This window comes from Allobosea sp. NPDC003192, from assembly GCF_050275675.1.
GTDB lineage: Bacteria > Pseudomonadota > Alphaproteobacteria > Rhizobiales > Beijerinckiaceae > Allobosea.
This window is the reverse complement of record NZ_JBNNPK010000011.1, coordinates 157,020-182,614: the sequence shown is the minus strand read 5'-3', so window position 1 is coordinate 182,614 and position 25,595 is coordinate 157,020. Positions and strand designations below refer to the sequence as shown.

Here is a 25,595-nt window from a genome sequence, read left to right as displayed (position 1 = left end):
TCGCTGGTCATCCCGGACGGAGCGAAACGAAGATGCGGAATCCATGCCCGAGCCTTTCCGATAGAGGTTCAGGAATGGATCCCGGGTCTCCCTTCGGTCGCCCGGGATGAGCAGCGCTTTTTCATGACCGGAGAAACCGCGGCGCCAGCAATCAGATCTCGATCTCGACGCCGACCTCCACCACCTGCTTGGCTGGGATGTGGAAATGCGCAGCCGAACGTTCGGCATTGCGCTGCATGAAGGCGAAGAGCGCTTCGCGCCACATCGCCATCCCGGCGATCTCCTCGCGGGGAATGACGGTCTCGCGACCGATATAGTAGGACATTCCGTCGAGATCGACGCCGGGCAGAAGGCCGCGTTCGACGCCGCAGCGCAAGCCATCAGGGATGCGCGGCGTCTCCATGAAGCCGAAATGGATGATCACGCGCGTGACGCTGGGCGCGAGCTCGACCAGCTCGATCCGGCTTTCATCCGAGACGCGCGGGATTTCCTCGAGCTTTCCGGTCACGAGCAGAACGCGCTCGTGCAGAGCGTGGTTGTGACGGACGAAATGCGTCAGCGAGAGCGGCAGCCCGCGCGCCGCCGAGGCCAGGAAGGCAGCGGTCCCCGGCAGGCGCAGCGGCGGATTCGTCGCCAGCATGTCGAGGAACGCCTTCTCCGGCTCCCGCTGGCGCGCTCGCGCGGCTTCGACCAGAGCAAGGCCGCGCCGCCAGGTCAGCATGATCACGGTCAGCGCCAGCGCCAGAACCAGCGGATACCAGCCGCCCTCGTGCAGCTTCGGCAGGTTCGCCGAGAAGAAGACGAGATCGATCAGAAGGAAGAAGCCATTGACCGCCACGACGAGGATCGGATTGTAACCCCATTTCAGCGCGATCAGCGCCGCCAGCCCGGTGGTGATGGCCATCAACAGCGAGACAGCGATGCCGTAGGCGCCGGCCAGCGCATCGGATGAGCGGAAGGTGAAGACCGAGGTCAGGGTCGCGAGGCAGATCAGCCAGTTGACGATCGGGATGTAGATCTGGCCCTTCTGGTCATCGGCCGTGTGCTGGATATGGACGGCCGGGAACAGGCCGAGCTGCACCGCCTGCCGGGTCAGCGAGAAGGCGCCGGTGATCACCGCCTGCGAGGCGATAACGGCAGCCGCCGTCGCGAAGAAGACCATCGGATAATGCGCCCAGTCCGGGGCGAGCTGATAGAATGGGTTCTCGAGCGCCTCGGGATGCGTCAGCAGCAGGCCGCCCTGGCCAAAATAGTTGAGCATCAGCGCGGGAAGCACTACCGTCAGCCAGGCGATGCGGATCGGCAGCGGGCCGAAATGCCCCATATCCGCATACATCGCCTCGCCGCCGGTCACGGCCAGGAAAGTTGCGCCGAGAACAGCGAATCCGACCACCGGCGCGGTATGGGTGATGAAGTAGAGCGCGTTGAACGGGCTGATGGCGGACAGGATCTCCGGCGCCATCAGGATGCCCCGGATGCCGAGCAGCGCGAGCGAGACGAACCACAGGAGCATGATCGGCCCGAACAGCTTGCCGATGAAGCCCGTACCCTTGCTCTGCACGAGGAAGACGCCGATCAGGATCGCAGCGGTCAACGGCACGATCGCCGGCGCCAGGAACGGCGCGTCGACCTTGAGGCCCTCGATCGCGCTCAGCACCGAGATCGCCGGCGTGATCGCGCCATCCCCGTAGAGCAGCGCGGCGCCGACGAGCCCGATGACGAGCACATAGGCGCGCGGCGTACCGGGCTTGGCGTGGCGGGCCTTGAGTAGGGCGAGCATCGCCATGATGCCGCCCTCACCGCGATTGTCGGCCCTGAGGATCAGGACGGCATATTTTATCGCGATGATCAGGATCAGCGCCCACAGGATCATCGAGACGCAACCGACCACAGCCCCGGGCTGCAGGCTCCCTCCGGCGCTCGCGGCGCGAGCCGCCTCCTTCAGCGCATAGAGCGGGCTGGTGCCGATATCGCCATAGACGACGCCCAAGGCGCCGAGCGACAAGGCCGGAATGGAGCCATGATGCTCGCCATGGGACGGCGAGCTGCCCTGTGACAGAACCCCCTGGGTCATGCGCCGTCCTCCCCTTGTCTTGGGAGTAGGGCACGCAGCGGCAACGACAGCAAGGCTGAAGCAGCGGGATTACGCTGCGGAGCAACTGCTCCGAAAGGCAGGCCAACGGGAAGAACTCGCCGGCCTCTTGTCGTGGCGTCTTACTTCGCGAACTTGCCGAAGGCGAAGAACTGGGTCTCGCCAGAGGAGTCGTCGACGCCGTCATTGTCGGTGACGACGAAGAGATCGCCGGCCCTGTCGACCGCCATGCCCTCGACCTTGTCGAGCCCGTAGCCGCCGAGCTTCATCAGCTCCGGCGTCAGGTCGCGCAGCAGCGTCTTCTCGACCGTCGGAATCTCGGAGGAGCCGAACGGCGCCGGCTTCAGGCCCTTCACCGAGAAGGTTGCCAGCGTCTTCACCGCCTTGGCGCCGAACTGGTTGTCGCGCTCGATCACCGCGAAGGTCTCGTCGCCGAGCCAGGTCAGCTCGGAGAGGCCCATCCAGGCGTCGGCGGCCGGAGCCGACAGCGGGTAGTAGAGGATGCCCCAGCTCTTGGTGAAAGGCTTGTAGGAGAGGATCTTGACCTTGCCCTCGGGGTCGTCCTTCCACTCGCGCTGGACGGCGATCCAGACCGTCTCGTCCTGGCCCGAACCGGTGACGGCGACGCCCTCATAGCCCTGATTGGTCGCCTTGGCCGCGAACTCCTCCGGCAGGGCGATCTCCTCCTCGATCTCGCCCTTGGCCGAGGCGCGCAGCAGGAGGTTCTGCGTCGGCTTCTCCTTGCGTTCCGCGGCGCCTTCCGAGGCCAGCCAGAAACCGCCGCCCGGACGTGTCGCGATCCCCTCGAGATCATAGGAAGCGGGCTTGCCGTCCTTGGTCACGGTGATGGCGCCAACGATCGTCGCGGGTTTCTTCGTCGCGTCGATCTCGAGGATGCGCGAAGGTGTATAGGCGCTGTCGGTGACGCTGAAGAGCCGGCCCGGCAGTTCGGGATGGGCAGCGAGGCCCGAGAGCGCGCCCCAGCCGAGCGGAGCGCCGTCGACATCGGCCGAGACGAGGGTCGGGTAGGTGGCCGGACCCTCGCTGCGCTCATAGATCGTCACGGCCGAGCGCGCGCCACCCTTTTCCCCGAGATCGGCCTCGGAGGCAGAGACGAAGAGATTGCGCCGCGGGATGGCGAGCAGGCCTTCAGGCGCAATGCCGCCGGGCAGCGCCTGCAGGAAGCGCGGGGCCTTGCCCGGCCCCTCATCCTTGAAGACGAGCACGAGCGAGGCGCGCTCCAGCCCGACGAAGAACAGGCGCTCGCCATTGTAGGTGCCGACCTCGATGCCCTCCGGCTCGCTACCCTTGGCAGCCGAGCGGCGCTCGGGATAGTGGCCGAGGCGGATGGCGATATGGTCGACCATGTTGCCGGAATCGAATTCGACCGTGCCGTCCTTGCGGAAGATGGTGAAGCCGCGCGAGCCGCCCTTCCAGTCGCCCTCATTGGCGGTGACGAAGCGGTCATTGTCGAGCCAGCGCACGGCATCGGGCTCGCGGCGGACGCCCTTCAGCTCCTCGACCGGCTTGATCTGGCCGTCGCGGGTCTTGTCGATGTTCTTGAGGTCGACGGCACCCGCGGGGAAATGCGCGACGAGCTTGCCGGTCTTCGTATCGACCACGGCGATGTGGTTGTTCTCCTGCAGCGTCACCACGGCGAGGCCATCCTGGTTGACGTCGACGAATTCCGGCTCCGGATCGGTCGGCTCGACCGCGGCAATGCCGGTGAGCTCGACGATCTGCTTCGAGCCGCAATCGGCCTCACCGTCCTTGATGCCGATCAGCGTGAGATTGCCGCCGGGAAGCTGCGGCAAGTCGCCCTTGTTCAGTTTCTCGTCGCGTTCGTTCTCGATGACGATGGCGAGCTTGCCCTTGTCCTTGGTCAGGGTGATCGAATCCGGCTGCCCGCCGAGTTCGCATTTCGCCACGACCTGCCTGGTCTTGAGGTCGATGGTGGCGAGGTGGCCGGCCGGCTCCTTGAAGTTGTCGCCCGAGGTGACGACGACGGCGAAGGCGCGCTCGCCGAGAATGACGACCGAGGTCGGCTCGCCGCCGACCGGAATGAAGCCACCGGGCTTGGGCGCGTTGGCCGTGGTGATGTCGACGAGCCCGACCGCCTTCTGCTCGGCGTCGGTATAGGCGAGCAGGGTTCCGGCTTCGTTGGCCGTGATGATCTCGGACACCGTCTTCTTTTTCGTGTCGCGATCGGCCGGCAGATTCAGGGGCACCTGGAAGGTGGCGATGCGGTTGAAGTTCGGCTCGGCCAGGGCGGTGCCGGCGAGCAGGAAGGTCGCGAGGGCGGCGAGGGCGAAGGGCTTGCGCATGAGAGGATCCTGTCCCGCATCTGGCATCGAGCGGCAGGTCCTCCGGCTAGTCAGGACATACGACAGTTGCGTGACAAGCCGTCGCAAACGAAGGCCGCCGCGGAGCCATCCGCAGCGGCCTTGCAAGATATTCGAGCAGGTCAGCGCAGCGCAGCCTCGGCACCGGCTGCTTCCGCGACCGACTTCTTCAGGCCGATCACTTCGAGCTCGGTGACAACCGCGACCGCCGCGGCCTGGGTCAGCACGAAGGCAATGCCGAGCGTGGTCGGCGCGAACCAGCCGGCGACCAGGATCAGGACGCTGTCGACGACCCAGAGGATGTTGATGCCGATCACCGCGTAGACGGCGAGCCGCGGCAAGCGCACCCGGCTGGCGAAGAAGGCGAGCGCAGCGGCACAGGGCAACAGCAAAAGGCCGGCGCCGCGCAGGAATTCCTGGGGGAAGCCGAGCAGGCCGGAGAGCGCGCCGGCTCCAGTGCTGAGCAGCAGGCCGGTGGCGGCACAGGCGGCGGCGTCGAGAGCGAGGGCGTTGCGCAGGAAACGCGAGGACTGGATAAAGGCCATGGTCGTTCTCCGGTTCGGGCCCGCTTGACCGGCGGGCCGTTGCTGATGGAGCTCATGCTGACGAAGCCAAGGCGGCCGGTCGATTAAGCCAGAGGTAATTGGATGGCGGCTCGGCTGCGGCTAGCTTGCCTGCCATGAACAAGCATTCGCAGCCCGCGATCGGGCATCTCATCCGCGACTGGCGCCAGCTGCGCCGTCTCAGCCAGCTCGACCTCGCGCTCGAAGCCGAGATCTCGCAGAAGCATCTCAGCTTCGTCGAGAGCGGTCGCTCGGTCCCGAGCCGCGACATGGTCCTGCTGCTCTCCGAGCATCTCGGCGTGCCATTGCGCGAGCGCAACGCGCTCCTGCTCGCCGCAGGCTACGCGCCGGTCTATCTCGAACGCTCGCTGGAAGATCCCGGCCTGCAGGCGGCCCGCAGCGCGATCGACCTGCTGCTCAAGGGGCACGAGCCCTACCCGGCCGTCGCCGTCGACCGGCACTGGACCCTGCTCGCCGCGAACGCGATGATCGCGCCGATGCTCGCGGTCGTCGAGGACGCCGACCTGCTGCGTCCTCCTGTCAACGTGCTCCGGCTCAGCCTGCACCCGCGCGGGCTCGCTCCGGCGATCCTCAACCTCGTGGAGTGGCGCGGCCATCTGATCGCAAGGCTGCGCCAACAGATCCGCGCCACCGCCGATCCGCTGCTCGCCGAACTCCTGACCGAGTTGCTGAGCTATCCGGTCCCGGCTGCGCCGACCGTAGAAGGCAAACCGCAGGAGGAAACGGAGCCGCCGATCGTGCTGCCCTTGCACTTGCGGCTGGGCGAGACCCTGCTCTCGCTGATCTCGACCACGACGGTGTTCGGCACGCCTGTCGACGTCACCTTGTCTGAACTGGCGCTGGAGACCTTCTTCCCGGCCGACGAGGCGACGGGACAGACACTGCGGGCGATCGCAGCCGATGTGTCGAAAGGTGCGGGAACCTGACTTGCCCGGCGACGTTGTCCTCCCGACCGGGCGCTGCGGCGCCCTCCCCGATCCAAGAGGAATACGTCCATGGGCAGCACGACCGACAAGATCAAGGGCCTGGCCAACGAAGCCGCCGGTAACGTCAAGCAGGCCGCCGGCAAGGCGCTGAACAAGCCCGGGCTGCAGGCCGAAGGCATCGCGCAGGAGCGCAAGGGCGAAGCCCAGCAGGCGGTCGGCAAGGCCAAGGACGCCGTCAAGAAAGTGATCGACAAGGCCTGACCCGCAAGGTCGGTCCCGATCAAAAAACGGGCGCCGCGAGGCGCCCGTTTCTCGTTTCAGGCGGAACCCCCGAGCCCGCCGAGGAAGTCCTTGACCCGGCCGAAGAAGCCTGCGGTCTCCGGATGGGTCGCGCCCGAGCTCTCGCGCTCGAATTCCATCAGAAGCTCGCGCTGGCGGGCGGTGAGCTTCTGCGGCGTCTCGACCAGGACCTGGATGTAGAGATCGCCCATCTCGCGCGAGCGCAGCACGCTCATGCCCTTGGCCTTGAGGCGGAACTGCTTGCCGGTCTGGGTGCCCTCGGGGATTTTCACCCGGGCCTTGTCGCCGTTCAGCGTCGGCACCTCGATCTCGCCGCCGAGCGCCGCCGAGGTCAGGCCGATCGGCACGCGGCAGAACAGATCGGCGCCATCACGCTGGAAGATGGCGTGCGGCTTGATCGAGAGGAAGATGTAGAGATCGCCCGCCGGGCCGCCACGCAGGCCGGCCTCGCCCTCGCCAGCGAGGCGGATGCGGGTGCCGTCCTCGACGCCAGCCGGGATGTTGACCGAGAGCGTGCGCTCACGGGTGACACGGCCGGCGCCCTGGCAACCCGTACAGGGATCGTCGATGATCTCGCCACGACCGCCGCAGGTCGGGCATGTCCGCTCGACCGAGAAGAAACCCTGGCTGGCGCGAACGCGGCCATGGCCGCCGCAGGTCGGGCATTGGCGCGACTTCGAGCCCGTCTTGGCGCCAGTGCCCGAGCAGACCTCGCAGGTCACCGAAGTCGGGACGCGAATCGTCTCGTTTTTGCCGGCATAGGCCTCCTCGAGGCCGATCTCGAGATTATAGCGCAGGTCGGCGCCGCGCTCGCGCGAATTGGCGCCGCGCGGGCCGCCGCGGCCGCGCCCCTCGCCGAAGAAGGATTCGAAGATGTCGGACATGAAGTCCGACATGTCGGCCGGCCCGCCGCCGCCACCGCCGTTCTCGAAGGCCTGGTGGCCATAGCGGTCATAGGCCGCGCGCTTCTGGCCGTCGGAGAGGATCTGATAGGCCTCGTTGATTTCCTTGAACTTGATCTCGGCCTGCTTGTCGCCCGGGTTCTTGTCCGGGTGATGCTGCATGGCGAGCTTGCGGAAGGAGCCCTTGAGCTCGACCTCCGTCACAGTCCGGGAGACCCCGAGGATCTCGTAATAGTCGCGCTTCGACATTCAACCAGCTGCCCCTGCGCCGTCCCACGCATCCTGCGAGAAGCGGCGAGTCATGTCCTGCCGACGCCATCGCCTTAATGGAATGGCCGGGTCAAGCCCGGCCATCCTCGTCACGGTCGATGACGAGCGCGCTCAGGCGCTCTTCTTCTTGTCGCCCTTGTCGTCGCTGACGTCCTTGAAGTCGGCGTCGATGACGTCGTCCTTCTTCGGCTCCTCGGCAGCGGCGCCCTCGGGAGCATTCGCCTCGGCCTGGCTGGCGGCATACATCGCCTCGCCGAGCTTCATCGACGCCTGCATCAGTTCGTTGGTGCGCGCCGAGATCGCCTCGACATCCTCGCCCGTCAGCGCGGTCCTGAGGGCTTCGAGCGCAGTCTCGATCGCGCCCTTGTCGGCAGCCGAAACCTTGTCGCCATAATCCTTCAGCGACTTCTCGGTCGAGTGCACGAGGCTCTCGCCCTGATTCTTGGCCTCGACCAGCTCGCGGCGCTTCTTGTCCTCGGAAGCGTTCGCCTCGGCGTCCTTGACCATCTTCTGGATCTCGGCCTCGGAGAGGCCGCCGGACGCCTGGATGCGGATCTGCTGCTCCTTGTTGGTGGCCTTGTCCTTCGCTGTCACCGAGACGATGCCGTTGGCGTCGATGTCGAAGGTCACCTCGATCTGCGGCATGCCCCGCGGCGCCGGCGGAATGCCCATCAGGTCGAACTGGCCGAGCGCCTTGTTGTCGGCCGCCATCTCGCGCTCGCCCTGGAAGACCCGGATCGTCACCGCGCCCTGATTGTCCTCGGCGGTGGAGAAGACCTGGCTCTTCTTGGTCGGGATCGTAGTGTTGCGGTCGATCAGGCGGGTGAAGACGCCGCCCAGCGTCTCGATGCCGAGCGAGAGCGGAGTCACGTCGAGCAGCAGGACGTCCTTGACGTCGCCCTGCAGCACGCCGGCCTGGATCGCGGCGCCGATGGCGACGACCTCGTCAGGGTTGACGCCCTTGTGCGGCTCCTTGCCGAAGAACTGCTTCACGACTTCCTGGACCTTGGGCATGCGGGTCATGCCGCCGACCAGCACGACCTCGTCGATCTGGCCCGCGGACAGGCCGGCATCCTTGAGCGCCTTGCGGCAGGGCTCGATGGTGCGCTGGATCAGGTCGTCGACCAGGCTCTCGAACTTGGCGCGAGAGAGCTTGATGGCGAGGTGCTTCGGGCCTGAGGCATCCGCCGTGATGTAGGGCAGGTTGATCTCGGTCTGCGAGGCGCTCGACAATTCGATCTTGGCCTTCTCGGCCGCTTCCTTCAGGCGCTGGAGAGCGAGCTTGTCCTTCTTCAGGTCGATGCCCTGCTCGCGCTTGAACTCGTCCGCCAGGTACTCGACCAGGCGCATGTCGAAGTCCTCGCCGCCGAGGAAGGTGTCGCCGTTGGTCGACTTCACCTCGAAGACGCCGTCGCCGATCTCTAGGATCGAGACGTCGAAGGTACCGCCGCCAAGATCGTAGACCGCGATGGTGCCGTTCGACTTCTTGTCGAGGCCATAAGCGAGCGCGGCCGCGGTCGGCTCGTTGATGATGCGCAGCACTTCGAGGCCGGCGATGCGGCCGGCATCCTTGGTGGCCTGGCGCTGGGCGTCGTTGAAATAGGCCGGGACGGTGATCACAGCCTGCGTGACCGGCTGGCCGAGATAGGCCTCCGCGGTCTCCTTCATCTTCGTCAGCGTGAAGGCGGAGATCTGCGAAGGCGAGTAATCCTTGCCGTCGGCCTCGACCCAAGCGTCGCCCGACGGGGCCTTCTTGATCTTGTAGGGGACGAGATCGATGTCCTTCTTGGTCATCGGATCGTCGAAGGTGCGCCCGATCAGGCGCTTGATGGCGAAGAAGGTGCGCTCCGGATTGGTGACCGCCTGGCGCTTCGCCGGCTGGCCGACCAGACGCTCGCCGTCATCCGTGATGGCGACGATCGAAGGCGTGGTGCGGGCGCCCTCGGAATTCTCGATGACCTTCGGCGTGGTGCCTTCCATCACAGCGACGCAAGAATTCGTCGTGCCGAGGTCGATACCAATGACTTTACCCATGGATGGGATCCCTTTCGATTTAGCAGATCGCCGGAAGGCCGCGTCCAGGACGCCGTCCTCCGGCCCATGGCCCCGGATCGCCCCCACCTACTGCGGCGAACGAACCCGAGATATCCACGTCTTACGGGCAAATGACGGAACGGAGCCTTGAACCCCGATCCGGCTTCACCCGCCGGTTACAACAAATCGACCGGCCCTGCGTTTCGGCGCTCGCATGAGAGTGCTAGCGCCTGGCGCAATCCGGCCCCGATGGCCTGCAAAAACCACCGCTTCGCGGCGTATATAGGGAGGGTGACGCCCTGCTTGCAAGGCGCGAAGCCGGATTAAGAATCGGCTTTGTGCAGTATCCCTCAGAGAATTCGCGGGCCTGACCATTCCGGGTAAGTGTTGCGCGCATGCTCTTGCGCAACAGACGTAGCCATTCCATTCAGAATGGACGTTGCGCCACCAGGAACCAGCCGTGACAACGCTCCACCGCCTGACTGCCCATCGCCTCGCTGCCGGTGCAGCGCTGGCCTGGCTCAGCCTTGCGGGCGGGGCGCTGGCGCAGCCGCTGCAATTGCCCGGCGCGCAGCCCTTCAACCAGCCGGGCGCGCAGCAATCGGCACCCGCCTCGGTGGGCGGCCCGGCGACGCCGCGCCCGCGCACCATGCCGGCCATCAGGATGCCGAGCGAGGATTCGATCCTCGGCAAGACCTTGCGGCGCAATGGCGGCTTGGGCGAAGCGACGCTGGAGAAGACCGCCAGCGGCTATGGCCTGAAGCTGCGCGCCGAGGGTTTCCAGCCCAGCAACCTCACCGAGCCCTGCGCCATTTCCTTCGGCGATGCGCCCGTACCAGTGACCTCGCTCGGCAAGCCGACGGGGCTGCCGCGCTACAAGCTCGAGGCGCCGGCCTGCCCGATCGTCTTCGACGTGCTCGACGGCGCCTTCCTGGTGACCGAGCCGGAGCAGCCCTGCGTGATCGAGGCCGCCGCCTGCCGCATCGACCCTCGCGGCGTCTGGGGGCCGGATGCGCGCACCCTGCCCGGCCGCGCCAAGGAGATAGATGCCGAGCGCAGCAAGGCGGAGACCGCGGTCCGCGAGGGCTTCCGGGCGCTCTCGGCCAAGGCCGACCTGCCGGAGCAACGCTCGATCGCCCGCGAACAGGCCGGCTTCTCCTCGGAACGCGAGCAGATCTGCCGTGACTTCCAGCGCGAGGGATCGCACGGCTTCTGCGGCGCCCGGATCACCGAAGCACGCGCCGCCTCGATCCGCTCCCGCCTCGGCCTGCCCGAGCCCAAGCCCGAGACGGCCAAGCCGCGCCCGGCCACGGCGAAGCGGACGCCTCCGCCTCCGGCGGCGCCCGCTCCGACCATTCAGTAAGTTTTCAGCTCAAGCCGCCTCGCCGCCAGCGACCTGCCCGGCCTCCCAGCCGAGAATGGCGCGCTTGCGCGTCAGTCCCCAATGGTAGCCGGTGAGCGCGCCAGACTTGCCGATGACGCGATGGCAGGGAACCACGAAGGAGATCGGGTTCTTGCCGACCGCGGCGCCGACCGCGCGAGCCGCCGAGGGCTTGCCGATATGGTCGGCGACGTCACCATAAGTGGTGGCGCAGCCGACCGGGATGCGCAGCAGCGTCTCCCAGACACGGACCTCGAAATCGGTGCCGATCAGCACGACGCGCAATGGCGTCTGTGGCGACCAGCTTCCGGGCTCGAAGACGCGGCTGGCATAGGGCGCCGTCATCTGCGGATCGAAACGATAGTCCGCATGGGGCCAGCGCCGCATCATGTCGGCCAGCGCCTCGGCCCGCCCGCCGATGACCTTGCCGCCGTCGAGATTGTTCGAGACCCAGCCGAGGCCGGCGAGACCGCGCTCGGTCACCACGATCAGCGCTTCGCCGAAAGGCGAGGTATGGAAGCCATAGGACATCCGCAGCCCCTCGCCGCCCGTCTTCCATTCGCCCGGCGACATCGCCTCATGGGTGACGAAGAGGTCGTGCAGGCGGCCGGGACCGGAGAGTCCGACCTCGAAGCTGGTATCGAGGATGCTGGCGGAGGCGGCCAGCAGGCCCTTGGCGTTGTCAAGCGTGATCGCCTGCAGGAAGGCCTTGGGCGTCAGCCCGCACCAGCGCCGGAACAGGTGATGCACGTCAGTCGGGGTCGCGCCGGCCGCGTCGGCGATCGCCTCGATCGTCGGCTGCTGGCGCCAGTTGTTGGTGATGTAGGCCAGGATGCGGCGGACCGTGTCGTAGTCCGAGCCGGGCGCAACCGCCGGAAAATCGGCTTCCGAAGGAATCGCTTCGGCAGCGCGGGCGAGCACGGCATTGGAGACGACTATCGGTTTCATCGCCGTCCTGAGACTGGAATGGGCGTTCATTGTCCTATCCTCGCGATCTGATCTCTCATGCTCGCGAAGCTAGTGATGGCAGCATGCGTATCCCACCCGAAAGCTGGCAAGCTCGTCTTCGCGGTGGATGACGCGTAGAAGTTCGCGGATGACCAGCTCCGCCGACGCCATCGTCTCGCTCTACGCCCGTCACGCTGCCGCCTATGACCGCCAGCGCGGCAGAAAGCTGATGGAGGCGCGCTGGCTCGATCGTTTCCTGGCCCTGCTGCCGGCGAGGCCATCGGTCCTCGATATCGGCTGCGGCATGGGCGAACCGATCGCAAGGCATCTGATCGAGCAGGGCTGCGCGGTGACCGGGATCGATTCGTCTGCGCCTCTGATCGCGCTCTGCCGTGAGCGCTTCCCGCAACAGGACTGGCGCGTCGCCGACATGCGCGAACTCGCGCTCGGCCGGTGCTTCGACGGGCTGATCGCCTGGGACAGCTTTTTCCATCTGACGCCTGTCGCTCAGCGGCGGATGTTCCCGCTCTTCCGCGAGCATGCAGCCGATGGTGCAGTGCTGCTCTTCACCAGCGGGCCTGCACATGGCGAGGCGATCGGCAGTTTCGAGGGCGAACCGCTCTACCATGGCAGCCTCGACCCTGCAGAATACCGCGCTCTGCTGGCAGAGAACGGCTTTGCCGTCGCCGTACACCTCGTCGAGGATCCCGATTGCGGCGGCCATACGGTCTGGCTGGCGCGACGAACGGCCTGACGCCTTCCTCAGGCGAAGCGCAGGAGTTTCTCCCGCGTCAGGCGCTGGTTGTTGCGGGACCATTCATCGCTGGTGAAGAAGACCGGCGAAGTCTCGTCCCAGCCGCTGCAGCTGTAATCCGACTGCTCAGCGAAGAAGGCGACGAAATCCTCGCGCGAGCGCCATTGGGCAATGGCCTCGCCGGGGTGATGGCCATCGAGGATGTCGCAGAGCTTGATGCCGTCTTGCGTGCGGATCAGGCCGTGGCCGCAGTAATCGCGATGGAATTCGTGGATCAGGCCCTCGCCGACCGGGCGGGTGATCACGCGATCCCAGACCTGCCCCGCCAGCACCGGGCCAAACAGGGCGTGATCGAGCCTGTCACGCAGGACGAGCCCGTAGGCCCTGGCTGCTTCCTCACCGCCATTCTGGCTGGGCAGCGGGCCGCGAGGACCACGATTAGCGCGTATGGCTGCTACAATGACGAAGATGATCACCGCCCATGCGATCAGCGGAATGATCGTCGCGGCCATGTTCAGGCGGGTTCGAAATCCGGGCCGCGCTTGGCCCTGGCCAGCGCCGAGCCAAGCGCCTGAGCAAAGCCTTCGCGCTCCTGTGGCGAGAGCGCTGAAGCGACCACGGTGCGCTGCCCACGCGAAACCAGCGAAAGCTCGAGCAGGCCGTAATCCTCGTCATCCTCGCGCTCGAGCTTGGTCCAGGCGGGGTTGGAGCGCCAGACCTTCTCGCGGCCGTGATGCGAGACCTTGCGCAGCAGGACTTCGAGCGGCGTCACGACAATGCGCTCGAAGGCGCGGGCCGCGTTGAAATTGACCTTGAAGGCGATGAACAGGGCGATGATGTCGAGACCGAAGAAGCCGGCGACCGGCCAGGCGCCGAGCACCATGAAGGGAATCGAGGCGGCGACGCTGGTCAGGCAGACCAGGGTCATCACGATCCGGAAGCCATCCTGGCCGAGCGAGCGGTGCGGTGTGATCGTCGCGTCGAAGACCGGCTGCTCGGCCGCTTCGCCTCCCCCTTCTGAATCGGGCTTGCCCAAGGTCATCCGCGAATTATAACGCCGCGATGCCCCTGTCGAACAGCCAAAAACGCCGCAGCCCGTCGCCCAAGCGGATCACGAATCCGAAGCCGCGCAGCGCCACCGAGATCTATGAGATCTTCAGCCGCTTCCGGCAGCAAAGGCCCGAGCCAAAGGGCGAGCTCGACTATGTCAACGCCTTCACGCTGCTGGTCGCCGTGGTGCTCTCGGCGCAAGCGACCGATGCGGGCGTCAACAAGGCGACGAAGCGACTGTTCGAACTCGCCGACACGCCTGAGACAATGCTCGCTCTCGGCGAGGACCAGGTGCGCGAACTGATCAAGACGATCGGGCTCTATCGCAACAAGGCGAAGAACGTCATCGCACTATCCGAGAAGCTGATCGCCGAGTTCGGCAGCCAGGTGCCGACCGCGCGCGAGGCGCTGGAGAGCCTGCCCGGCGTCGGCCGCAAGACCGCGAACGTCGTGCTCAACATCGCTTTCGGCGAGATCACCCACGCAGTCGACACCCATGTCTTCCGTGTCGCCAACCGCCTGCGCATCGCGCCGGGCAAGAACGTGCTGCAGGTCGAGCTGGGCCTGGAAAAGGCAGTGCCGGCCGAATTCGGCCGGCATGCTCATCACTGGTTGATCCTGCACGGACGCTACACCTGCAAGGCGCTGCGCCCGGCCTGCGAGACCTGCGTCGTCGCCGACCTCTGTGATTCCGCCGACAAGCGGGTGGCCTGAACCTCAGTTGATCGCCAGCCGGGCCTGCTTGATGATTCCGGCCCAGCGGCGCGACTCCGCCTCCATCATCGCGGCGAACTCCTCCGGCTTGTTGCCGATCGGCTCGGCGCCCTCGTTCTGCAGGCGCTCGCGGATGATCGGGCTGTCGATGGCCTCGACCGTCGCCTGACGCAGCTTCGCCGCGACCTCCTTCGGCGTGCCCTTGGGCACGACGAAGCCGTACCAGGCCGTCGCCTCATAGTCCGGCCAACCGCTCTCGGCCACCGAAGGCACCTCCGGGAAGAGCTTGGTGCGTGCCTTGCCGGTCACCGCCAGAGCCCTGACCTTGCCGCCATGGATCAGGCCGAGGACCGAGGGCACGGTGGTGACCATGAAGTCGCTATTGCCGGCGAGCAGATCGGTCAGCGCCGGGCCGGCGCCGCGATAAGGCACGTGCACGGCCTCGAACTGCGCGGTCTGCGCCAGCAGGATTGTCGCGAGATGGCTGGCCGAGCCGTTGCCGGCCGAGCCATAGGTCATCTTGCCGGGTGCCTTCTGGGCCTGGCCGACCAGCTCAGCCAGCGTCTTGTGCGGCGATCCCGCCGCCACGACGACAACGAGCGGCGCAGCCGTGATCAGCGTCAGCGGGTCGAAGGCGGTCAGCGGATCGATCCGGACGTTCTTGAACAGGTGCGGATTGACCACCATCGGGCCCTGATTGGCCATCAGCACGGTGTAGCCATCCGGCGAGGCCGCTGCGGCCTGGGCGGTGGCGAGATTGCCGCCGGCCGAGCCGTTGTTCTCGACCACCAGTGACTGGCCGAGCCGCTCGCCGACGCCCTGCGCCACGAGGCGCGCGATCGCATCCGTGCCGCCACCGGCGGCATAGGGGACCAGCAGCTTCATCGGCTTGTCCGGAAAGGCGGCCTGAGCCTGCGCGAATTCAGGCAGGCAGGTGCTGGCCGCGGCGGCCGTCAACAGGCTGCAGAGATGGCGGCGGGTGATCGTCATGGGTCAGTTCTCCTCCCGTTTCCGCCCTCTCTGCAAGCGCGAGGATCGCGCTGGCGGGGACGATGACGTTTCCTTCGAAAATGCGGCGCGCCGTGCGCACCAGGCTGGCGCGGACCACGCGACCGGCGGCGTCGAGCGACAGATCGACCTGGATGGCGCCGCTCGGATGCTCGACCGTAACCAGCGAACCGATCCCGACGCTCAGCATCTCGGCGGCGACGCTGCCGACAATGCGGCTTGCAGCAGCGACGCAGAGCGCGCCGGTGACGGCATGGCTGCGATGGCAGCGATCCGGCGTGAAATAGCGCGAGGTAAGGCTGCCGCCGCGACGCGCCGGCGAGAGTACGCCGACCTTGGGGATAACCCGGCCGGCGACGTCGCCGAGCCCCATGCGGCGGCCGGCCTCGCGGCGCAGTCGCTCCAGCCGCGCCAACAAGGCGGCGTTGGCGTCGAGCTCGGCAGGGGTCTCGTCGCCGGAAAGGCCGAGATCGGCGGCCCGCAGCAGCAGCATCGGCGTGGCGTAGTCGATCAGCGTCACCGGGATGCCGTCGATCTCCTCGCGGGAAAGGCCGGTCGGCAGCAGCGCGCCGGTCTTCGAGCCGACGGCTTCGAGGAAGCCGAGCTTGATCGGGGCCGCCGTGCCGACGACGCCGTCGATCGCGGTCGCGCCGTCATAGGCGACGACGCCGCCCGGCGTCTGCACGGCAGCCTCGATCAGCGCGCCGGTGTTGCGGTTGTGGATGCGCACCAGCGTCTCACCGTCGAGCGCCGGCACCAGCCCGGCCTCGATCGCGAAGGGACCGACGGCCGAAAGCATGTTGCCGCAATTCGGGCCGAGGTCGACATGGGCGCGTTCGACCGCAACCTGGGCGAAGAGATAGTCGACATCGGCATCGGGCCGGCTGGAGCGGCTGACGATCGCGACCTTGCTGGTCAGCGAATTGCCGCCGCCGAGACCGTCGAGCTGCAGCATATGCGGCGAGCCCATCGCAGCGAGCAGGACGCGATCGCGTGCTGCCGGATCGCCCGGCAGGTCCTGCTCCAGGAAGAACGGGCCGCGCGAGGTACCGCCGCGCATCAGCACGCAGGGGATGCGCAAGGCCTGAGCGTGCGGAAGCTGGAAGGGAGCGGACAAGGGCGTCACCCGGCGTTTGGCGATGCCCTCTCTTCTCAAATCGAATATTCGCTGTGAAATGCAGAGATCGGCGCTATTGATACGCCATGAGCATCAATTTCGAAGCCCTCGATCTGCGCGCCTTCATCTCGGTGGTCGAACTCGGCGGCTTCCACCGCGCCGCCGAGGCGCTCAACATGTCCCAGCCGGCGCTGAGCCGGCGCATCCAGCGGCTGGAAGGCGCTATCGGAGCGGCGCTGCTGGAGCGAACGACACGCCGGGTCGCGCTGACCATGGTCGGGCGCGAGATGCTGCCGCTGGTCCGGCGCATGCTCGACGAGTTCGACACCTCGATCTTCGCCATGCGCGATCTCGGCAGCCGCCGTGCCGGGCTGATCGCGCTCGCCTGCGTGCCGACGGCCGCCTTCTATTTCCTGCCCTCGGTGATCGCGCGCTTCCAGACGCAGTATCCGAACATCCGGTTCCGCATCCTCGATCTCTCGGCCAATGACGGCTTGGAAGCGGTAGCGCGCGGCGAGGTCGAATTCGGCATCAACCTGATCGGCGGCTCTGACGGCGAACTGACCTTCGAGCCGTTGATCGACGATCCCTTCGTGCTCGCCTGCCGGCACGATCATACGCTGGCGGGGAGATCGTCACTGAACTGGGGCGATCTCGAAGGCCATCCGCTGGTCACCGTCAGCCGCAGCAGCGGCAACCGGGCCATCCTCGATGCGGCGCTGGTCAAGATCGGCGTCCGGCTCGACTGGTCCTTCGAGGTGACGCATCTCTCGACCTCGCTCGGGCTGGTCGAGGCAGGCCTCGGCATATCCGTGCTGCCGAAGCTGGCGACGCCGGGAGAGAATCACCCGATCATCGTGACGCGGCCAATCCACGATCCCGAGGTTTCGCGCACGATCGGCGTGGTCAGGCGCCGCGGCGTCAAGCTGGCGCCGGCGGCGGAGCGTTTCCTGGAGATGCTGCTCGGGACGTGGCGCGGGCCTCTACCCGCTCACGGCACAACGACCTGATGCCAGGTTGTGATCGGCTGAGCGTGGTGCGTGCTAACGCGGAATGACCAGCACTTGCCCGGGCAAGATAAGATTGGGGTTTGCGCCGATCAGCTTTCTGTTGGCGTCATAGATTCGCACCCACTTTCCGGCATCCCCGTAGAGCCGCTTGGCGATCTGGCTGAGGTTGTCACCTTTCTTGACCTGGTAGGTCTCGGGCTTCTCCGGAAGAGATTTTTGCTTGGGCGGCAGGAATGTCCTGAACTTCCTCAGAGGCGGCGCGCCGGGCAGATCGGCAGGCCGCGCGGTTCCGGTTCTAGGTCGGGGGGTCTCGCTATCGTTCTGGGTCAACTTGAAAGTGTTGCTGCTGAAATCGATCTCGAACGGGATGTCAGCCGACCAGAACAAGCTCTTCGTCAGCCCACCCTTCTCAAGCGCGTACATGAAAGCGGTGAAAATGAGCGGGCGGTTAAGAGGGCCGTTCACGGCATCGGAATTGCCGGTGATTGGAGCCAACAACATGTCGGCCTCGTAGGTCGTCACACATTTACTATACAGATTTATCGTTGAATCGCGATCTTCGATATAGAGCGCTGTGAGCTTCTTCCGATAGTTGTCATAAAATGGGAACATCGAACGATCATTATCGAAATCATACGCATCCTTGATGTTGTATATGCCCTCAACGGTATGCACCCCGCCGAGGCCATAGGCTGCGTTCTTCAGGCCGATCGAGTGAATACCGCTGATGATCTGCTGGAGATCACCGGAAAAATACGGTTTGACCAGGGCGCCGTCACCCGAGCCGGCAGGGCCCGGAGCTGGCATGCGAAAATCGTTGATCGCCGCCGCGCAGGTGTCACGGAGCTCGACGCTTGTCAGCAACCGCTTCAGTTCGACGACCTTTTTCTCGATCCTCTCCTTTACGAAGGCGACGATCCTTTGGTGCGTCGAGTGTTCCTGAACGGCCCAGACGATGCGCGTCAGCACGTTCGATGGCATCGATCCAGAGAGGTAGGCGGCAAAGATGTCGCCCGCCAGCTCCGCGTGGCGGCCGCCATATCGCGGGATAATTGCCCGACCCGCCCATGCATGCGTCATGCAACTGATCGACAGTATGCTCATCGCGAATCCTACGCCATGTAGTCGCGTCCCGAAGCAAGCACCTCAGTCTGAGCTGAAATTGGCTTACGGCGCCAGCGCTAAACCGAGTTCAGCAGCGCATCCCGAAGCGGCGTAAACCTCAGCCGAAAACCCAGAGCCCAGCGAGGCCGGCCGAGCCGACGATGATCCGCCACCAGGCGAAGGGAGTGAAACCACGCTTCGAGACGAAGTCGAGGAAGCTGCGGACGACGATCAGGGCCGAGATGAAGGCGGTGATGAAGCCGATGCCGATCAAAGTGAGATCGTTGGTCGTCAGCTCCTTGTAGTTCTTCAAGAGGTCGTAGGCGAAGGCGCCGGCCATTGTCGGCATCGCCAGGAAGAAGGAGAACTCGGCCGCAGCCCGCTTGTCGGCGCCGAGCAGCATCGCACCGACGATGGTCGAGCCCGAGCGCGAGACGCCCGGTACCATGGCCAGGCACTGGATGAAGCCGATCTTGAGATACATCGCCAGCGGGAATTTGGTGGCGTCGTGATGCTTCACCTCCAGCTCCAGTTCGTCGACGACGAGCAGGACGAGGCCACCGGCAATCAGCGTACAGCAGACCAGGAAGGGGTTGAACAGCACGCCCTTGATGAAGCCATGCGCCAGCGCGCCGATCACCGCTGCCGGCAGGAAGGCGACGAGCACGCCGAGGACGAAGCGCCGCGCGGAAGGGTCGGTGCGCAGGCGCAGGGCGATGTCGAGCAGGCGGCGGAAATAGACCAGCAGGATCGCCAGGATCGCCCCGAGCTGGACCAGGATCTCGAAGGCCTTGCCCTTGGATTCGAAGCCGAGGAAATGGCCGAGAAGCAGCAGATGGCCGGTCGAGGACACCGGCAGGAATTCGGTCAGCCCCTCGACCACGCCGAGCACGGCGGCGACAAGAAGGTCATGCATGGGAGGGTCCTTCCGAGCCTTGCTGGTGCGGCGCAACAAAGCTGCGCCGAACGCGTTAAAGCTATGGCGCACGGTCTTTGCAAATTGGTTACCAGACCGGCAAGGATTTCTGCGCAACTCGCCACTTTACCCGGTCCCGGGTTGTGAGGCTTAGCCGGCAGGCCTATACGGGGGCGCTCTATCGCGCTGCATCACGCGCCGGCCTACCTCATCCGAACCGTCCTCAGTTCCAGCAATCGATGGCCACGCTTCACCATTATCCGCTCTGCCCGCATTCGCGCTTCATCCGGCTCGCGCTCGGCGAGTTCGGCCTCGACGCCACGCTGGTCGAAGAGCGCGTCTGGGAACGGCGGCGCGAGTTCCTCGAACTCAATCCGGCCGGGACGACCCCGGTGCTGCGCGAGGATAGCGGCCTCGTCGTACCCGGTCCCGGGCCCATCGCCGAATATCTCGACGAGACGCGCGGGCTGGCGCTGGCCGAGCGCCGCCTGCTCCCGGAAGGCCCGGGCGGACGCATAGAGGTGCGCCGGTTGCTCGACTGGTTCAACATCAAGTTCAACGAGGAGATCACCGCTCCGCTCGTGCTGGAGAAGGTGATGAAGCGCTTCATGAGCCGGGACGAGGGGGGCGGCCCGCCGGAGATGAGCGCGATCCGCGCGGCGCGCGGCAATGTGCGCTATCATCTGCGCTACATCGCCTGGCTGACGGCGAAACGGAACTGGCTCGCCGGCGACAATCTGAGCTATGCCGATCTCGCCGCGGCGGCGCATCTCTCCTGCGTCGACTATCTCGGCGATGTGCCCTGGGACGAGGACGAGGCTGCCCGCGCATGGTATGCGAGGATCAAGTCCAGACCGAGCTTCCGGCCGCTGCTGAGCGACCGGATTCCCGGCATGGCGCCCTCGGCCCATTACGACGACCTGGACTTCTGAGCGGCGGCAAGCTCAAGGCCGCGATCGCCGCACGCGCGAAAGCTGAAGGCTTCGCGGTGATGCGCGTTGCGCCTGTCGATTCGATTCCCGAAGCGCCGCAGCGCCTCGCCGGCTGGCTGGATGCCGGGCATCACGGCGACATGACCTGGCTGACCGAGCGGACGGCCGAGCGCGCCGATCCTGCGACTTTGTGGCCGGCGGCACGCTCTGTCGTCATGCTCGGCATGAGTTATGCCGACGAAGGCGACCCGCTCGCCGTTCTGGCACAGCGCGATCGCGGCGCGATCTCGCTCTATGCCCGCAGGCGCGACTATCACGACGTGATCAAGGGCAAGCTGAAGAGCATCGCCGGCGTGCTGGCGGCGCGCGGCGATGCCGAGGTCAAGGTCTTCGTCGACACCGCCCCGGTGATGGAAAAGCCGCTGGCGCAAGCAGCGGGCCTCGGCTGGCAAGGCAAGCAGACGGTGCTGGTCTCGCGCCAGCATGGCGCCTGGCTCTTCCTCGGGGCGATCTACACCTCAGCCGAACTGCCGTCGGACGAGCCGGAGCTCGACCATTGCGGCTCCTGCACGCGCTGCCTCGACATCTGCCCGACCAAGGCCTTCCCGGCGCCCTACCAGCTCGATTCGCGCCGCTGCATCGCCTATCTCACCATCGAGCATCAGGGCCATATCGACCGAGAGTTCCGCGAGGGCATCGGCAACCGCGTCTTCGGCTGCGACGACTGCCTTGCCGTCTGCCCCTGGAACAAGTTCGCGGAAGCCTCGCATGAGACGCGCCTGGCGCTGAAAGGCGAGCTCGACGCGCTGCCGCTGGCGCAACTCACCGCGCTCGACGACGCCGCCTTCCGTGCGCTCTTCGCGGGCACGCCGGTGAAGCGCACCGGCCGCGACCGCTTCATCCGCAACGTGCTGATCGCGATAGGCAATAGCGGCGATCCGGCGCTGGCGGCGAGCGCCGAAACCCTGCTCGGCGATCCCTCGCCCCTGGTGCGGGCGATGGCGGTGTGGGCGCTTTGGCAACTCGCGCCCGCGCGCGCAGCCGACCTCGCCCAAGAGCATCTCGTCCGGGAAGCCGATCCCGACGTCAGGGCCGAATGGGCTCAGCCTTCTCCGAACCAACTGGTATCAGCATGAAGCTCGTCATCTTCGGCCTCGGCTATTCCGCCGGTTTCTTCGCGCGCGCCGCTTTGGCGAAGGGCTGGGAGGTCACCGGCACGGTGCGCTCGGCGGAAAAAGCGGGCGAACTCAGCAAGCAGGGGCTGCATACCCTGGTCTTCGGCGGCTTCGCGGTCTCGACGCCGCTCGCCAAGATCGTCGCCGAGGCCGATGCGGTCCTGATCTCGGCCCAGCCGGACGAGAACGGCGATCCCGTGCTCGGAGCGCTCGCCGAGAAGCTCGCGGCGGCCGAGAAGCTGCGCTGGATCGGCTATCTCTCGACCATCGGCGTCTATGGCGACCATGGCGGCGCCTGGATCGATGAAACAGCCGAATGCCGGCCGTCCAGCCGACGCTCACGGCAGCGGCTGGAGATCGAGCAGGATTGGCTCGCCTTCGGCGAGCGCAGCGGCAAGCCGGTCCAGATCTTCCGCCTCTCCGGCATCTATGGCCCCGGCCGCAATCCGATCACCAAATTGCGGGCCGGCACCGCCAACCGGCTGATCAAGCCCAGCCAGGTCTTCAACCGCATCCATGTCGACGACATTGCCGGCGTCCTGATGGCCTCGATCGAAAGGCCGCGCGCGGGAGCAATCTACAACGTCACCGATGACGAGCCGGCGCCGCCGCAGGATGTCGTCAGCTTCGCAGCAGAAGTCACCGGGCTCACACCGCCGCCGGAAACCCCGTTCGACCCCGCCAAGCTCTCACCGATGGCTGCGAGCTTCTACGGCGAGAACAAGCGGGTCTCGAATGCGCTGGTGAAGCGCGAGCTCGGCTATGCCTTCCGTTATCCGGAGTACCGGCAAGCGCTGCGCGACCTCGCTGCCGCGGGCGAATGAGCCCGACTCAGGCGGCGTAGCGCCCGGCCTCGCCGTCGAGATAGTCGAGATAGCGCCGGTCGATGGCGGAAACCGGCAGGATGACCAGGATGTCGGTCGTGCCGAACTGTTTGTCGATCACGGCGCCGGAGCCGAAACGGGCACCGAGGCGCAGATAGCCCTTCACCAGCGGCGGCAGGCACTTCAACGCCAGCTTGGCATCGACCATGCCGGCTGGCAGGCGGTCCATCGCGACATGCCGGTCGGGTTGCGCCACGACGCGCCAGTCGCCCTGGGCGGTGGCATGATGGTGGATGAAGCTGAGCGGCAGCGCCAGCATGTCGGGGTCGATGCCGTCGAAGCTGGCACAACCGAACATCGCGTCGATACGGTGATGCCGGCAATAGGCCCAGATGCCGTGCCAGAGCAGCTCGACCGTCTTCTTGGTGCGATAGGGTTTCAGCACGCAGGAGCGGCCGAGCTCCAGGAAGCGCATCTCGGGATGACGCGCCAGCAGCGGTGCGATGTCGAATTCGGACTGGGTGTAGAAACCGCCGAGCTTGGCCACGGCCTGCTCGCGCATCAGCCGGTAGGTGCCGACGACCTTGGGCTTGATCCCGCCGAAACGGCCACGTGCGGCATGGTCGATGACGAGAAGATGGTCGCAGACAGCGTCGAAGCGATCAGCGTCGCGGCGGAACATGCGCGAGATCACATCGGGCTTGGCCGACATCTCCTGGTAGAAGACGCGATAGCGCAGGCGCTGCGCCCGCCAGATCTCGCGCGGCCCGCGCGCCAGCCTGACTTCGAGCGTGCCGGAGCGACCGAGCGTGCCGGAGAGAGCGTCGGCGCCGGGAAAGGCGAAGCCGCCGAGCTGCTTGCCGGCAGCCAGCAGGTTCGAGGGGGAGAAACGCTGCAACAGGGCCTGGCCGGCCAGCTTCTGCTTTGCCGGCTGACGAGAACCCTGAAAAACGTCGTGCGTCATAGACGGTCTGGCCCCTGCGATCCCGGATCGGCGCATGACAGCTCTGCGCCGACCGTCTTACGGGATCGCGACAAAACTACGTCACTGCGATGACGAAGCCAACCGCCTGTTGGTCTAGGATGGCTCAGGCTGACAGGATTTCGACCGTTCGCACCTGCGAAACGCGATCGATCCAGCCACGCAACTGTTCGCGCGAGAGCGGCTTAGCCAGGCAATCGTCCATGCCGGCGGCGAGCGCCTCGCGCCGGTCCTCCTCCGCCGTATTGGCCGTGACGGCGACGATGGGCAGCCGGCTCGAGCCGGATGCTTTCTCGGCCGTGCGGATTCGGCGGGCGACGGCCAACCCGTCCAGCACCGGCATGCGGACATCGAGCAAGGCGAGATCGAAGCCTTTCGCCTTGCCTGAGCGCGCCTCCTCGATCAGGCGGACGGCCTCACCGCCGTCGCGCGCCCAGATCGCACTGCAACCGAATCGCTCCAGGGTGCGGGTCAGCAACAGCGCATTGATCTCGTTGTCCTCTGCAACAAGGACCCGCAGGCCGGCGGCCGGCGGTTGCGCCGACGCATCGGCCGCCGGCGGCGCCATGACCACCTCCTGCGAACGCTCGACCGGATCGAGCCGTACCTGCAGCGAGCGGGCCCGAACCGGCTTGACGAGGAAGCCGGAGAAGCCGGCGGCATAGGGCGAGCCGAAGTTGCGGCGCTCGGCCGGCGCCAGCATGATCACGATATCGGCGACACCGGCCCGCCGTGCTGCAGAGGCCAGCGCCTCGACCGCACCGCCCGGCAGGTTGCGATCGACCAGCACCGCGGACAGGCGCGGCTCGCCAGCAAGCTCGGCGAGAGCCTGTGCATGATCGCCCACCCGCAGAACCTTGGCACCCCTGCGTTCGAGACAGGCGACAATATGAGTGGCGCTGAACGGCGCCGAAGATGCCACCAGGATGCGCCGCCCCTGCCAGCCAGGTGCAGCGGGAGACGCGCTTGCGCCTGCATCGGCCCGCAGGGGCAGGCTCAGCCGGAACAGTGCGCCGCCCCCGTCGCGATTACTCGCTTCGATCTTTCCGCCCATGGCCCGAGCGAGCCGGCGGGCGATGGCAAGGCCGAGGCCGGTACCGGCCTGGTCGCGATGACCGCTCATCCCACCCTGCTCGAACTCCTCGAAGATCGTCGCCAGGCGCTCCGCCGGGATGCCCGGGCCGGTGTCGGCGATGGCGACGACGAATTCGCCGGCGGTGCTGTCCGCCTCGATGCCGACGCCGCCCTCTTGCGTGAACTTCACGGCATTGCCGACGAGATTGAGCAGGATCTGACGCAGGCGCTCGGCATCACCGACGAGCTTCCCCGGCAGGTCCGGGCCAAGCAGCGCGGAGATCTCGATGCCCTTCGCCTGGGCGCGCGGCGCCATCAGCTCGGTGACGTCCTCGATCAGGCCGACCGGATCGAACGGCGCCTGCGTGAGTTCGAGCTTGCCGGCCTCGACCTTGGCGAAGTCGAGGATGTCGTCGACCAGGCCGAGCAGAGCCTCACCCGAGCTCCGCAGCGCCTTGACGTAGGTGTTCTGCTCCGGATCGAGCCTGGTGTCGCCGAGCAGGTCGGCCATCCCCAGGATGCCGTTGAGCGGGGTACGGAACTCATGGCTGACGGTCGCGAGGAAGCGCGACTTGGCGGCGCTGGCCTCCTCGGCCCGGCTGCGCGCCTCCTCCAGCGCGGTTTCGGCGGCGATGCGCCCGCTGATCTCGCGGCCGACACGCTGCAGCACCGTCTGGCCGGCGGCGACCGGGACGATGGTCTCGACCCAGGACAGCCAGCGCTCGCCCTCCTGCGTCTCGATGCACTCGTCGACGACGCGGGCACCACCCGGCAGCGCCTGCACCGGCCGGGCGATGCGAACACGCGGCTGCTCGACGCTGCCGACAGCCTCGGCCTCGCTCTTGCCGATGAGTGCCGCATAGGCGGTATTGGCGTAGATGATCCGACCCTCGCTGCGGCGCACGATCAGGTCACCCTGCGCCTCGATCAGGCTGCGATAGCGCTCCTCGCTGTCAGCGAGCTCCCAGAGCCGGTCGCTCAGCTTCTCGACATCGGCCGTCAGCGCCCGCGCCTGCTGCGTGACCTCCCGCCGCTCCCGCAGCAGGCGGAACGCGATAGTGGCGCAGGCGATCGCGATAGCGACGGCGACACCTGCCAGCAGGATGAGAGGGGATGGCAGCTCGATCATGCCATCCCGTCTATCATGCCCCCTGTT

General features: G+C 66.5%; 23 protein-coding genes. 9 read left to right on the top strand and 14 right to left on the bottom strand.

Annotation, left to right across the window (positions count from 1 at the left end; all coding sequences use genetic code 11):
• Nucleotides 1–151 precede the first annotated feature (151 nt).
• The 3 genes from ACQKLX_RS16690 to ACQKLX_RS16680 form a co-directional block, all read right to left on the bottom strand.
• Entirely contained in the window at nucleotides 152–2,005 is a 1,854-nt protein-coding gene (locus tag ACQKLX_RS16690) for a potassium transporter Kup (RefSeq protein WP_427362712.1), read from the bottom strand.
• Nucleotides 2,006–2,214: 209 nt separating this feature from the next.
• The gene (locus ACQKLX_RS16685; RefSeq protein WP_427362692.1) at nucleotides 2,215–4,416 is read right to left on the bottom strand and encodes an esterase-like activity of phytase family protein; all 2,202 of its coding nucleotides are present in this window, start codon (nucleotides 4,414–4,416) and stop codon (nucleotides 2,215–2,217) included.
• A 140-nt stretch (nucleotides 4,417–4,556) separates the two neighbouring features.
• A complete protein-coding gene (locus tag ACQKLX_RS16680) occupies nucleotides 4,557–4,979 on the bottom strand; it encodes a hypothetical protein (protein ID WP_427362691.1) in 423 nt (140 codons plus the stop codon).
• A 134-nt stretch (nucleotides 4,980–5,113) separates the two neighbouring features.
• Here ACQKLX_RS16680 and ACQKLX_RS16675 point away from each other — a divergent pair, with 134 nt between their 5' ends.
• Both ACQKLX_RS16675 and ACQKLX_RS16670 read left to right on the top strand, forming a co-directional pair.
• Nucleotides 5,114–5,944: a helix-turn-helix domain-containing protein gene (locus ACQKLX_RS16675; RefSeq protein ID WP_427362690.1), complete on the top strand. Its 831-nt coding sequence runs from the start codon at nucleotides 5,114–5,116 to the stop codon at nucleotides 5,942–5,944.
• A 69-nt stretch (nucleotides 5,945–6,013) separates the two neighbouring features.
• Complete coding sequence (locus ACQKLX_RS16670) at nucleotides 6,014–6,205, top strand: CsbD family protein (protein WP_137881965.1); 192 nt, start codon at nucleotides 6,014–6,016, stop codon at nucleotides 6,203–6,205.
• Between the two features lie 56 nt (nucleotides 6,206–6,261).
• On the opposite strand, the gene dnaJ is transcribed toward ACQKLX_RS16670, so the two are convergent.
• Together dnaJ and dnaK are read right to left on the bottom strand one after the other, a co-directional pair.
• Nucleotides 6,262–7,395, bottom strand: coding sequence for a molecular chaperone DnaJ (gene dnaJ / locus ACQKLX_RS16665; protein WP_427362689.1), 1,134 nt, complete (start codon nucleotides 7,393–7,395; stop codon nucleotides 6,262–6,264).
• Between the two features lie 132 nt (nucleotides 7,396–7,527).
• A complete protein-coding gene (gene dnaK / locus ACQKLX_RS16660; protein ID WP_427362688.1) occupies nucleotides 7,528–9,450 on the bottom strand; it encodes a molecular chaperone DnaK in 1,923 nt (640 codons plus the stop codon).
• Nucleotides 9,451–9,910: 460 nt separating this feature from the next.
• On the opposite strand from dnaK, the gene ACQKLX_RS16655 reads away from it, so the two are divergent.
• Nucleotides 9,911–10,813 (top strand): hypothetical protein, encoded by a 903-nt coding sequence (locus ACQKLX_RS16655; protein WP_427362687.1) that lies wholly within the window; start codon nucleotides 9,911–9,913, stop codon nucleotides 10,811–10,813.
• A gap of 9 nt (nucleotides 10,814–10,822) precedes the next feature.
• On the opposite strand, the gene ACQKLX_RS16650 is transcribed toward ACQKLX_RS16655, so the two are convergent.
• Nucleotides 10,823–11,809: a methylated-DNA--[protein]-cysteine S-methyltransferase gene (locus ACQKLX_RS16650; protein ID WP_427362686.1), complete on the bottom strand. Its 987-nt coding sequence runs from the start codon at nucleotides 11,807–11,809 to the stop codon at nucleotides 10,823–10,825.
• Nucleotides 11,810–11,927: 118 nt separating this feature from the next.
• Between ACQKLX_RS16650 and ACQKLX_RS16645 the strand changes: the two genes are divergently transcribed.
• Nucleotides 11,928–12,533, top strand: a complete 606-nt coding sequence (locus ACQKLX_RS16645) for a class I SAM-dependent DNA methyltransferase (RefSeq protein ID WP_427362685.1) — start codon at nucleotides 11,928–11,930, stop codon at nucleotides 12,531–12,533.
• 8 nt (nucleotides 12,534–12,541) lie between these two features.
• Here the strand turns inward: ACQKLX_RS16645 and ACQKLX_RS16640 are convergent, their stop codons facing one another.
• The gene (locus tag ACQKLX_RS16640; RefSeq protein ID WP_427362684.1) at nucleotides 12,542–13,045 is read right to left on the bottom strand and encodes a hypothetical protein; all 504 of its coding nucleotides are present in this window, start codon (nucleotides 13,043–13,045) and stop codon (nucleotides 12,542–12,544) included.
• 2 nt (nucleotides 13,046–13,047) lie between these two features.
• Nucleotides 13,048–13,575, bottom strand: a complete 528-nt coding sequence (locus ACQKLX_RS16635) for a DUF2244 domain-containing protein (RefSeq protein ID WP_427362683.1) — start codon at nucleotides 13,573–13,575, stop codon at nucleotides 13,048–13,050.
• A gap of 20 nt (nucleotides 13,576–13,595) precedes the next feature.
• Here ACQKLX_RS16635 and nth point away from each other — a divergent pair, with 20 nt between their 5' ends.
• On the top strand, nucleotides 13,596–14,297 hold the full coding sequence (gene nth / locus ACQKLX_RS16630) for an endonuclease III (protein ID WP_427362682.1): 702 nt from the start codon (nucleotides 13,596–13,598) through the stop codon (nucleotides 14,295–14,297).
• A gap of 3 nt (nucleotides 14,298–14,300) precedes the next feature.
• Here nth and ACQKLX_RS16625 read toward each other — a convergent pair whose 3' ends face one another.
• Together ACQKLX_RS16625 and ACQKLX_RS16620 are read right to left on the bottom strand one after the other, a co-directional pair.
• A complete protein-coding gene (locus tag ACQKLX_RS16625) occupies nucleotides 14,301–15,287 on the bottom strand; it encodes a Bug family tripartite tricarboxylate transporter substrate binding protein (protein WP_427362681.1) in 987 nt (328 codons plus the stop codon).
• Complete coding sequence (locus ACQKLX_RS16620) at nucleotides 15,220–16,422, bottom strand: 4-oxalomesaconate tautomerase (RefSeq protein WP_427362680.1); 1,203 nt, start codon at nucleotides 16,420–16,422, stop codon at nucleotides 15,220–15,222. Before ACQKLX_RS16620 ends, ACQKLX_RS16625 begins: the two co-directional genes overlap by 68 nt.
• Before the next feature lie 86 nt (nucleotides 16,423–16,508).
• On the opposite strand from ACQKLX_RS16620, the gene ACQKLX_RS16615 reads away from it, so the two are divergent.
• Complete coding sequence (locus ACQKLX_RS16615) at nucleotides 16,509–17,432, top strand: LysR family transcriptional regulator (protein ID WP_427362679.1); 924 nt, start codon at nucleotides 16,509–16,511, stop codon at nucleotides 17,430–17,432.
• A gap of 33 nt (nucleotides 17,433–17,465) precedes the next feature.
• Here the strand turns inward: ACQKLX_RS16615 and ACQKLX_RS16610 are convergent, their stop codons facing one another.
• Nucleotides 17,466–18,536: a LysM peptidoglycan-binding domain-containing protein gene (locus ACQKLX_RS16610; protein ID WP_427362678.1), complete on the bottom strand. Its 1,071-nt coding sequence runs from the start codon at nucleotides 18,534–18,536 to the stop codon at nucleotides 17,466–17,468.
• A 118-nt stretch (nucleotides 18,537–18,654) separates the two neighbouring features.
• Complete coding sequence (locus tag ACQKLX_RS16605) at nucleotides 18,655–19,452, bottom strand: undecaprenyl-diphosphate phosphatase (protein WP_427362677.1); 798 nt, start codon at nucleotides 19,450–19,452, stop codon at nucleotides 18,655–18,657.
• A gap of 239 nt (nucleotides 19,453–19,691) precedes the next feature.
• Between ACQKLX_RS16605 and ACQKLX_RS16600 the strand changes: the two genes are divergently transcribed.
• From ACQKLX_RS16600 to ACQKLX_RS16590, 3 genes are read left to right on the top strand one after another with little or no spacing between them, the layout of a single operon-like run.
• Nucleotides 19,692–20,384: a glutathione S-transferase family protein gene (locus tag ACQKLX_RS16600; RefSeq protein WP_057188187.1), complete on the top strand. Its 693-nt coding sequence runs from the start codon at nucleotides 19,692–19,694 to the stop codon at nucleotides 20,382–20,384.
• Nucleotides 20,282–21,520, top strand: coding sequence for a tRNA epoxyqueuosine(34) reductase QueG (gene queG, locus ACQKLX_RS16595; protein ID WP_427362676.1), 1,239 nt, complete (start codon nucleotides 20,282–20,284; stop codon nucleotides 21,518–21,520). The genes ACQKLX_RS16600 and queG overlap by 103 nt, the downstream gene beginning before the upstream one ends.
• Nucleotides 21,517–22,383 (top strand): SDR family oxidoreductase, encoded by an 867-nt coding sequence (locus tag ACQKLX_RS16590; protein WP_427362675.1) that lies wholly within the window; start codon nucleotides 21,517–21,519, stop codon nucleotides 22,381–22,383. The genes queG and ACQKLX_RS16590 overlap by 4 nt, the downstream gene beginning before the upstream one ends.
• Nucleotides 22,384–22,390: 7 nt before the next feature.
• Here the strand turns inward: ACQKLX_RS16590 and olsB are convergent, their stop codons facing one another.
• Together olsB and ACQKLX_RS16580 are read right to left on the bottom strand one after the other, a co-directional pair.
• The gene (gene olsB / locus ACQKLX_RS16585; protein WP_427362674.1) at nucleotides 22,391–23,347 is read right to left on the bottom strand and encodes a l-ornithine N(alpha)-acyltransferase; all 957 of its coding nucleotides are present in this window, start codon (nucleotides 23,345–23,347) and stop codon (nucleotides 22,391–22,393) included.
• Between the two features lie 124 nt (nucleotides 23,348–23,471).
• Nucleotides 23,472–25,568, bottom strand: coding sequence for a response regulator (locus ACQKLX_RS16580; protein ID WP_427362673.1), 2,097 nt, complete (start codon nucleotides 25,566–25,568; stop codon nucleotides 23,472–23,474).
• Nucleotides 25,569–25,595: the final 27 nt, after the last annotated feature.

Bases quoted from the DNA above. Each gene is read 5' to 3' on its own strand.
- ACQKLX_RS16685 (WP_427362692.1), bottom strand. From the start codon at position 4,416: ATGCGCAAGCCCTTCGCCCTCGCCGCCCTCGCGACCTTCCTGCTCGCC.
- ACQKLX_RS16680 (WP_427362691.1), bottom strand. From the start codon at position 4,979: ATGGCCTTTATCCAGTCCTCGCGTTTCCTGCGCAACGCCCTCGCTCTC.
- ACQKLX_RS16675 (WP_427362690.1), top strand. From the start codon at position 5,114: ATGAACAAGCATTCGCAGCCCGCGATCGGGCATCTCATCCGCGACTGG.
- ACQKLX_RS16670 (WP_137881965.1), top strand. From the start codon at position 6,014: ATGGGCAGCACGACCGACAAGATCAAGGGCCTGGCCAACGAAGCCGCC.
- dnaJ (WP_427362689.1), bottom strand. From the start codon at position 7,395: ATGTCGAAGCGCGACTATTACGAGATCCTCGGGGTCTCCCGGACTGTG.
- dnaK (WP_427362688.1), bottom strand. From the start codon at position 9,450: ATGGGTAAAGTCATTGGTATCGACCTCGGCACGACGAATTCTTGCGTC.
- ACQKLX_RS16650 (WP_427362686.1), bottom strand. From the start codon at position 11,809: ATGAACGCCCATTCCAGTCTCAGGACGGCGATGAAACCGATAGTCGTC.
- ACQKLX_RS16645 (WP_427362685.1), top strand. From the start codon at position 11,928: ATGACCAGCTCCGCCGACGCCATCGTCTCGCTCTACGCCCGTCACGCT.
- ACQKLX_RS16640 (WP_427362684.1), bottom strand. From the start codon at position 13,045: ATGGCCGCGACGATCATTCCGCTGATCGCATGGGCGGTGATCATCTTC.
- ACQKLX_RS16635 (WP_427362683.1), bottom strand. From the start codon at position 13,575: ATGACCTTGGGCAAGCCCGATTCAGAAGGGGGAGGCGAAGCGGCCGAG.
- nth (WP_427362682.1), top strand. From the start codon at position 13,596: ATGCCCCTGTCGAACAGCCAAAAACGCCGCAGCCCGTCGCCCAAGCGG.
- ACQKLX_RS16625 (WP_427362681.1), bottom strand. From the start codon at position 15,287: ATGACGATCACCCGCCGCCATCTCTGCAGCCTGTTGACGGCCGCCGCG.
- ACQKLX_RS16615 (WP_427362679.1), top strand. From the start codon at position 16,509: ATGAGCATCAATTTCGAAGCCCTCGATCTGCGCGCCTTCATCTCGGTG.
- ACQKLX_RS16610 (WP_427362678.1), bottom strand. From the start codon at position 18,536: ATGAGCATACTGTCGATCAGTTGCATGACGCATGCATGGGCGGGTCGG.
- ACQKLX_RS16605 (WP_427362677.1), bottom strand. From the start codon at position 19,452: ATGCATGACCTTCTTGTCGCCGCCGTGCTCGGCGTGGTCGAGGGGCTG.
- ACQKLX_RS16600 (WP_057188187.1), top strand. From the start codon at position 19,692: ATGGCCACGCTTCACCATTATCCGCTCTGCCCGCATTCGCGCTTCATC.
- queG (WP_427362676.1), top strand. From the start codon at position 20,282: ATGGTATGCGAGGATCAAGTCCAGACCGAGCTTCCGGCCGCTGCTGAG.
- ACQKLX_RS16590 (WP_427362675.1), top strand. From the start codon at position 21,517: ATGAAGCTCGTCATCTTCGGCCTCGGCTATTCCGCCGGTTTCTTCGCG.
- olsB (WP_427362674.1), bottom strand. From the start codon at position 23,347: ATGACGCACGACGTTTTTCAGGGTTCTCGTCAGCCGGCAAAGCAGAAG.
- ACQKLX_RS16580 (WP_427362673.1), bottom strand. From the start codon at position 25,568: ATGATCGAGCTGCCATCCCCTCTCATCCTGCTGGCAGGTGTCGCCGTC.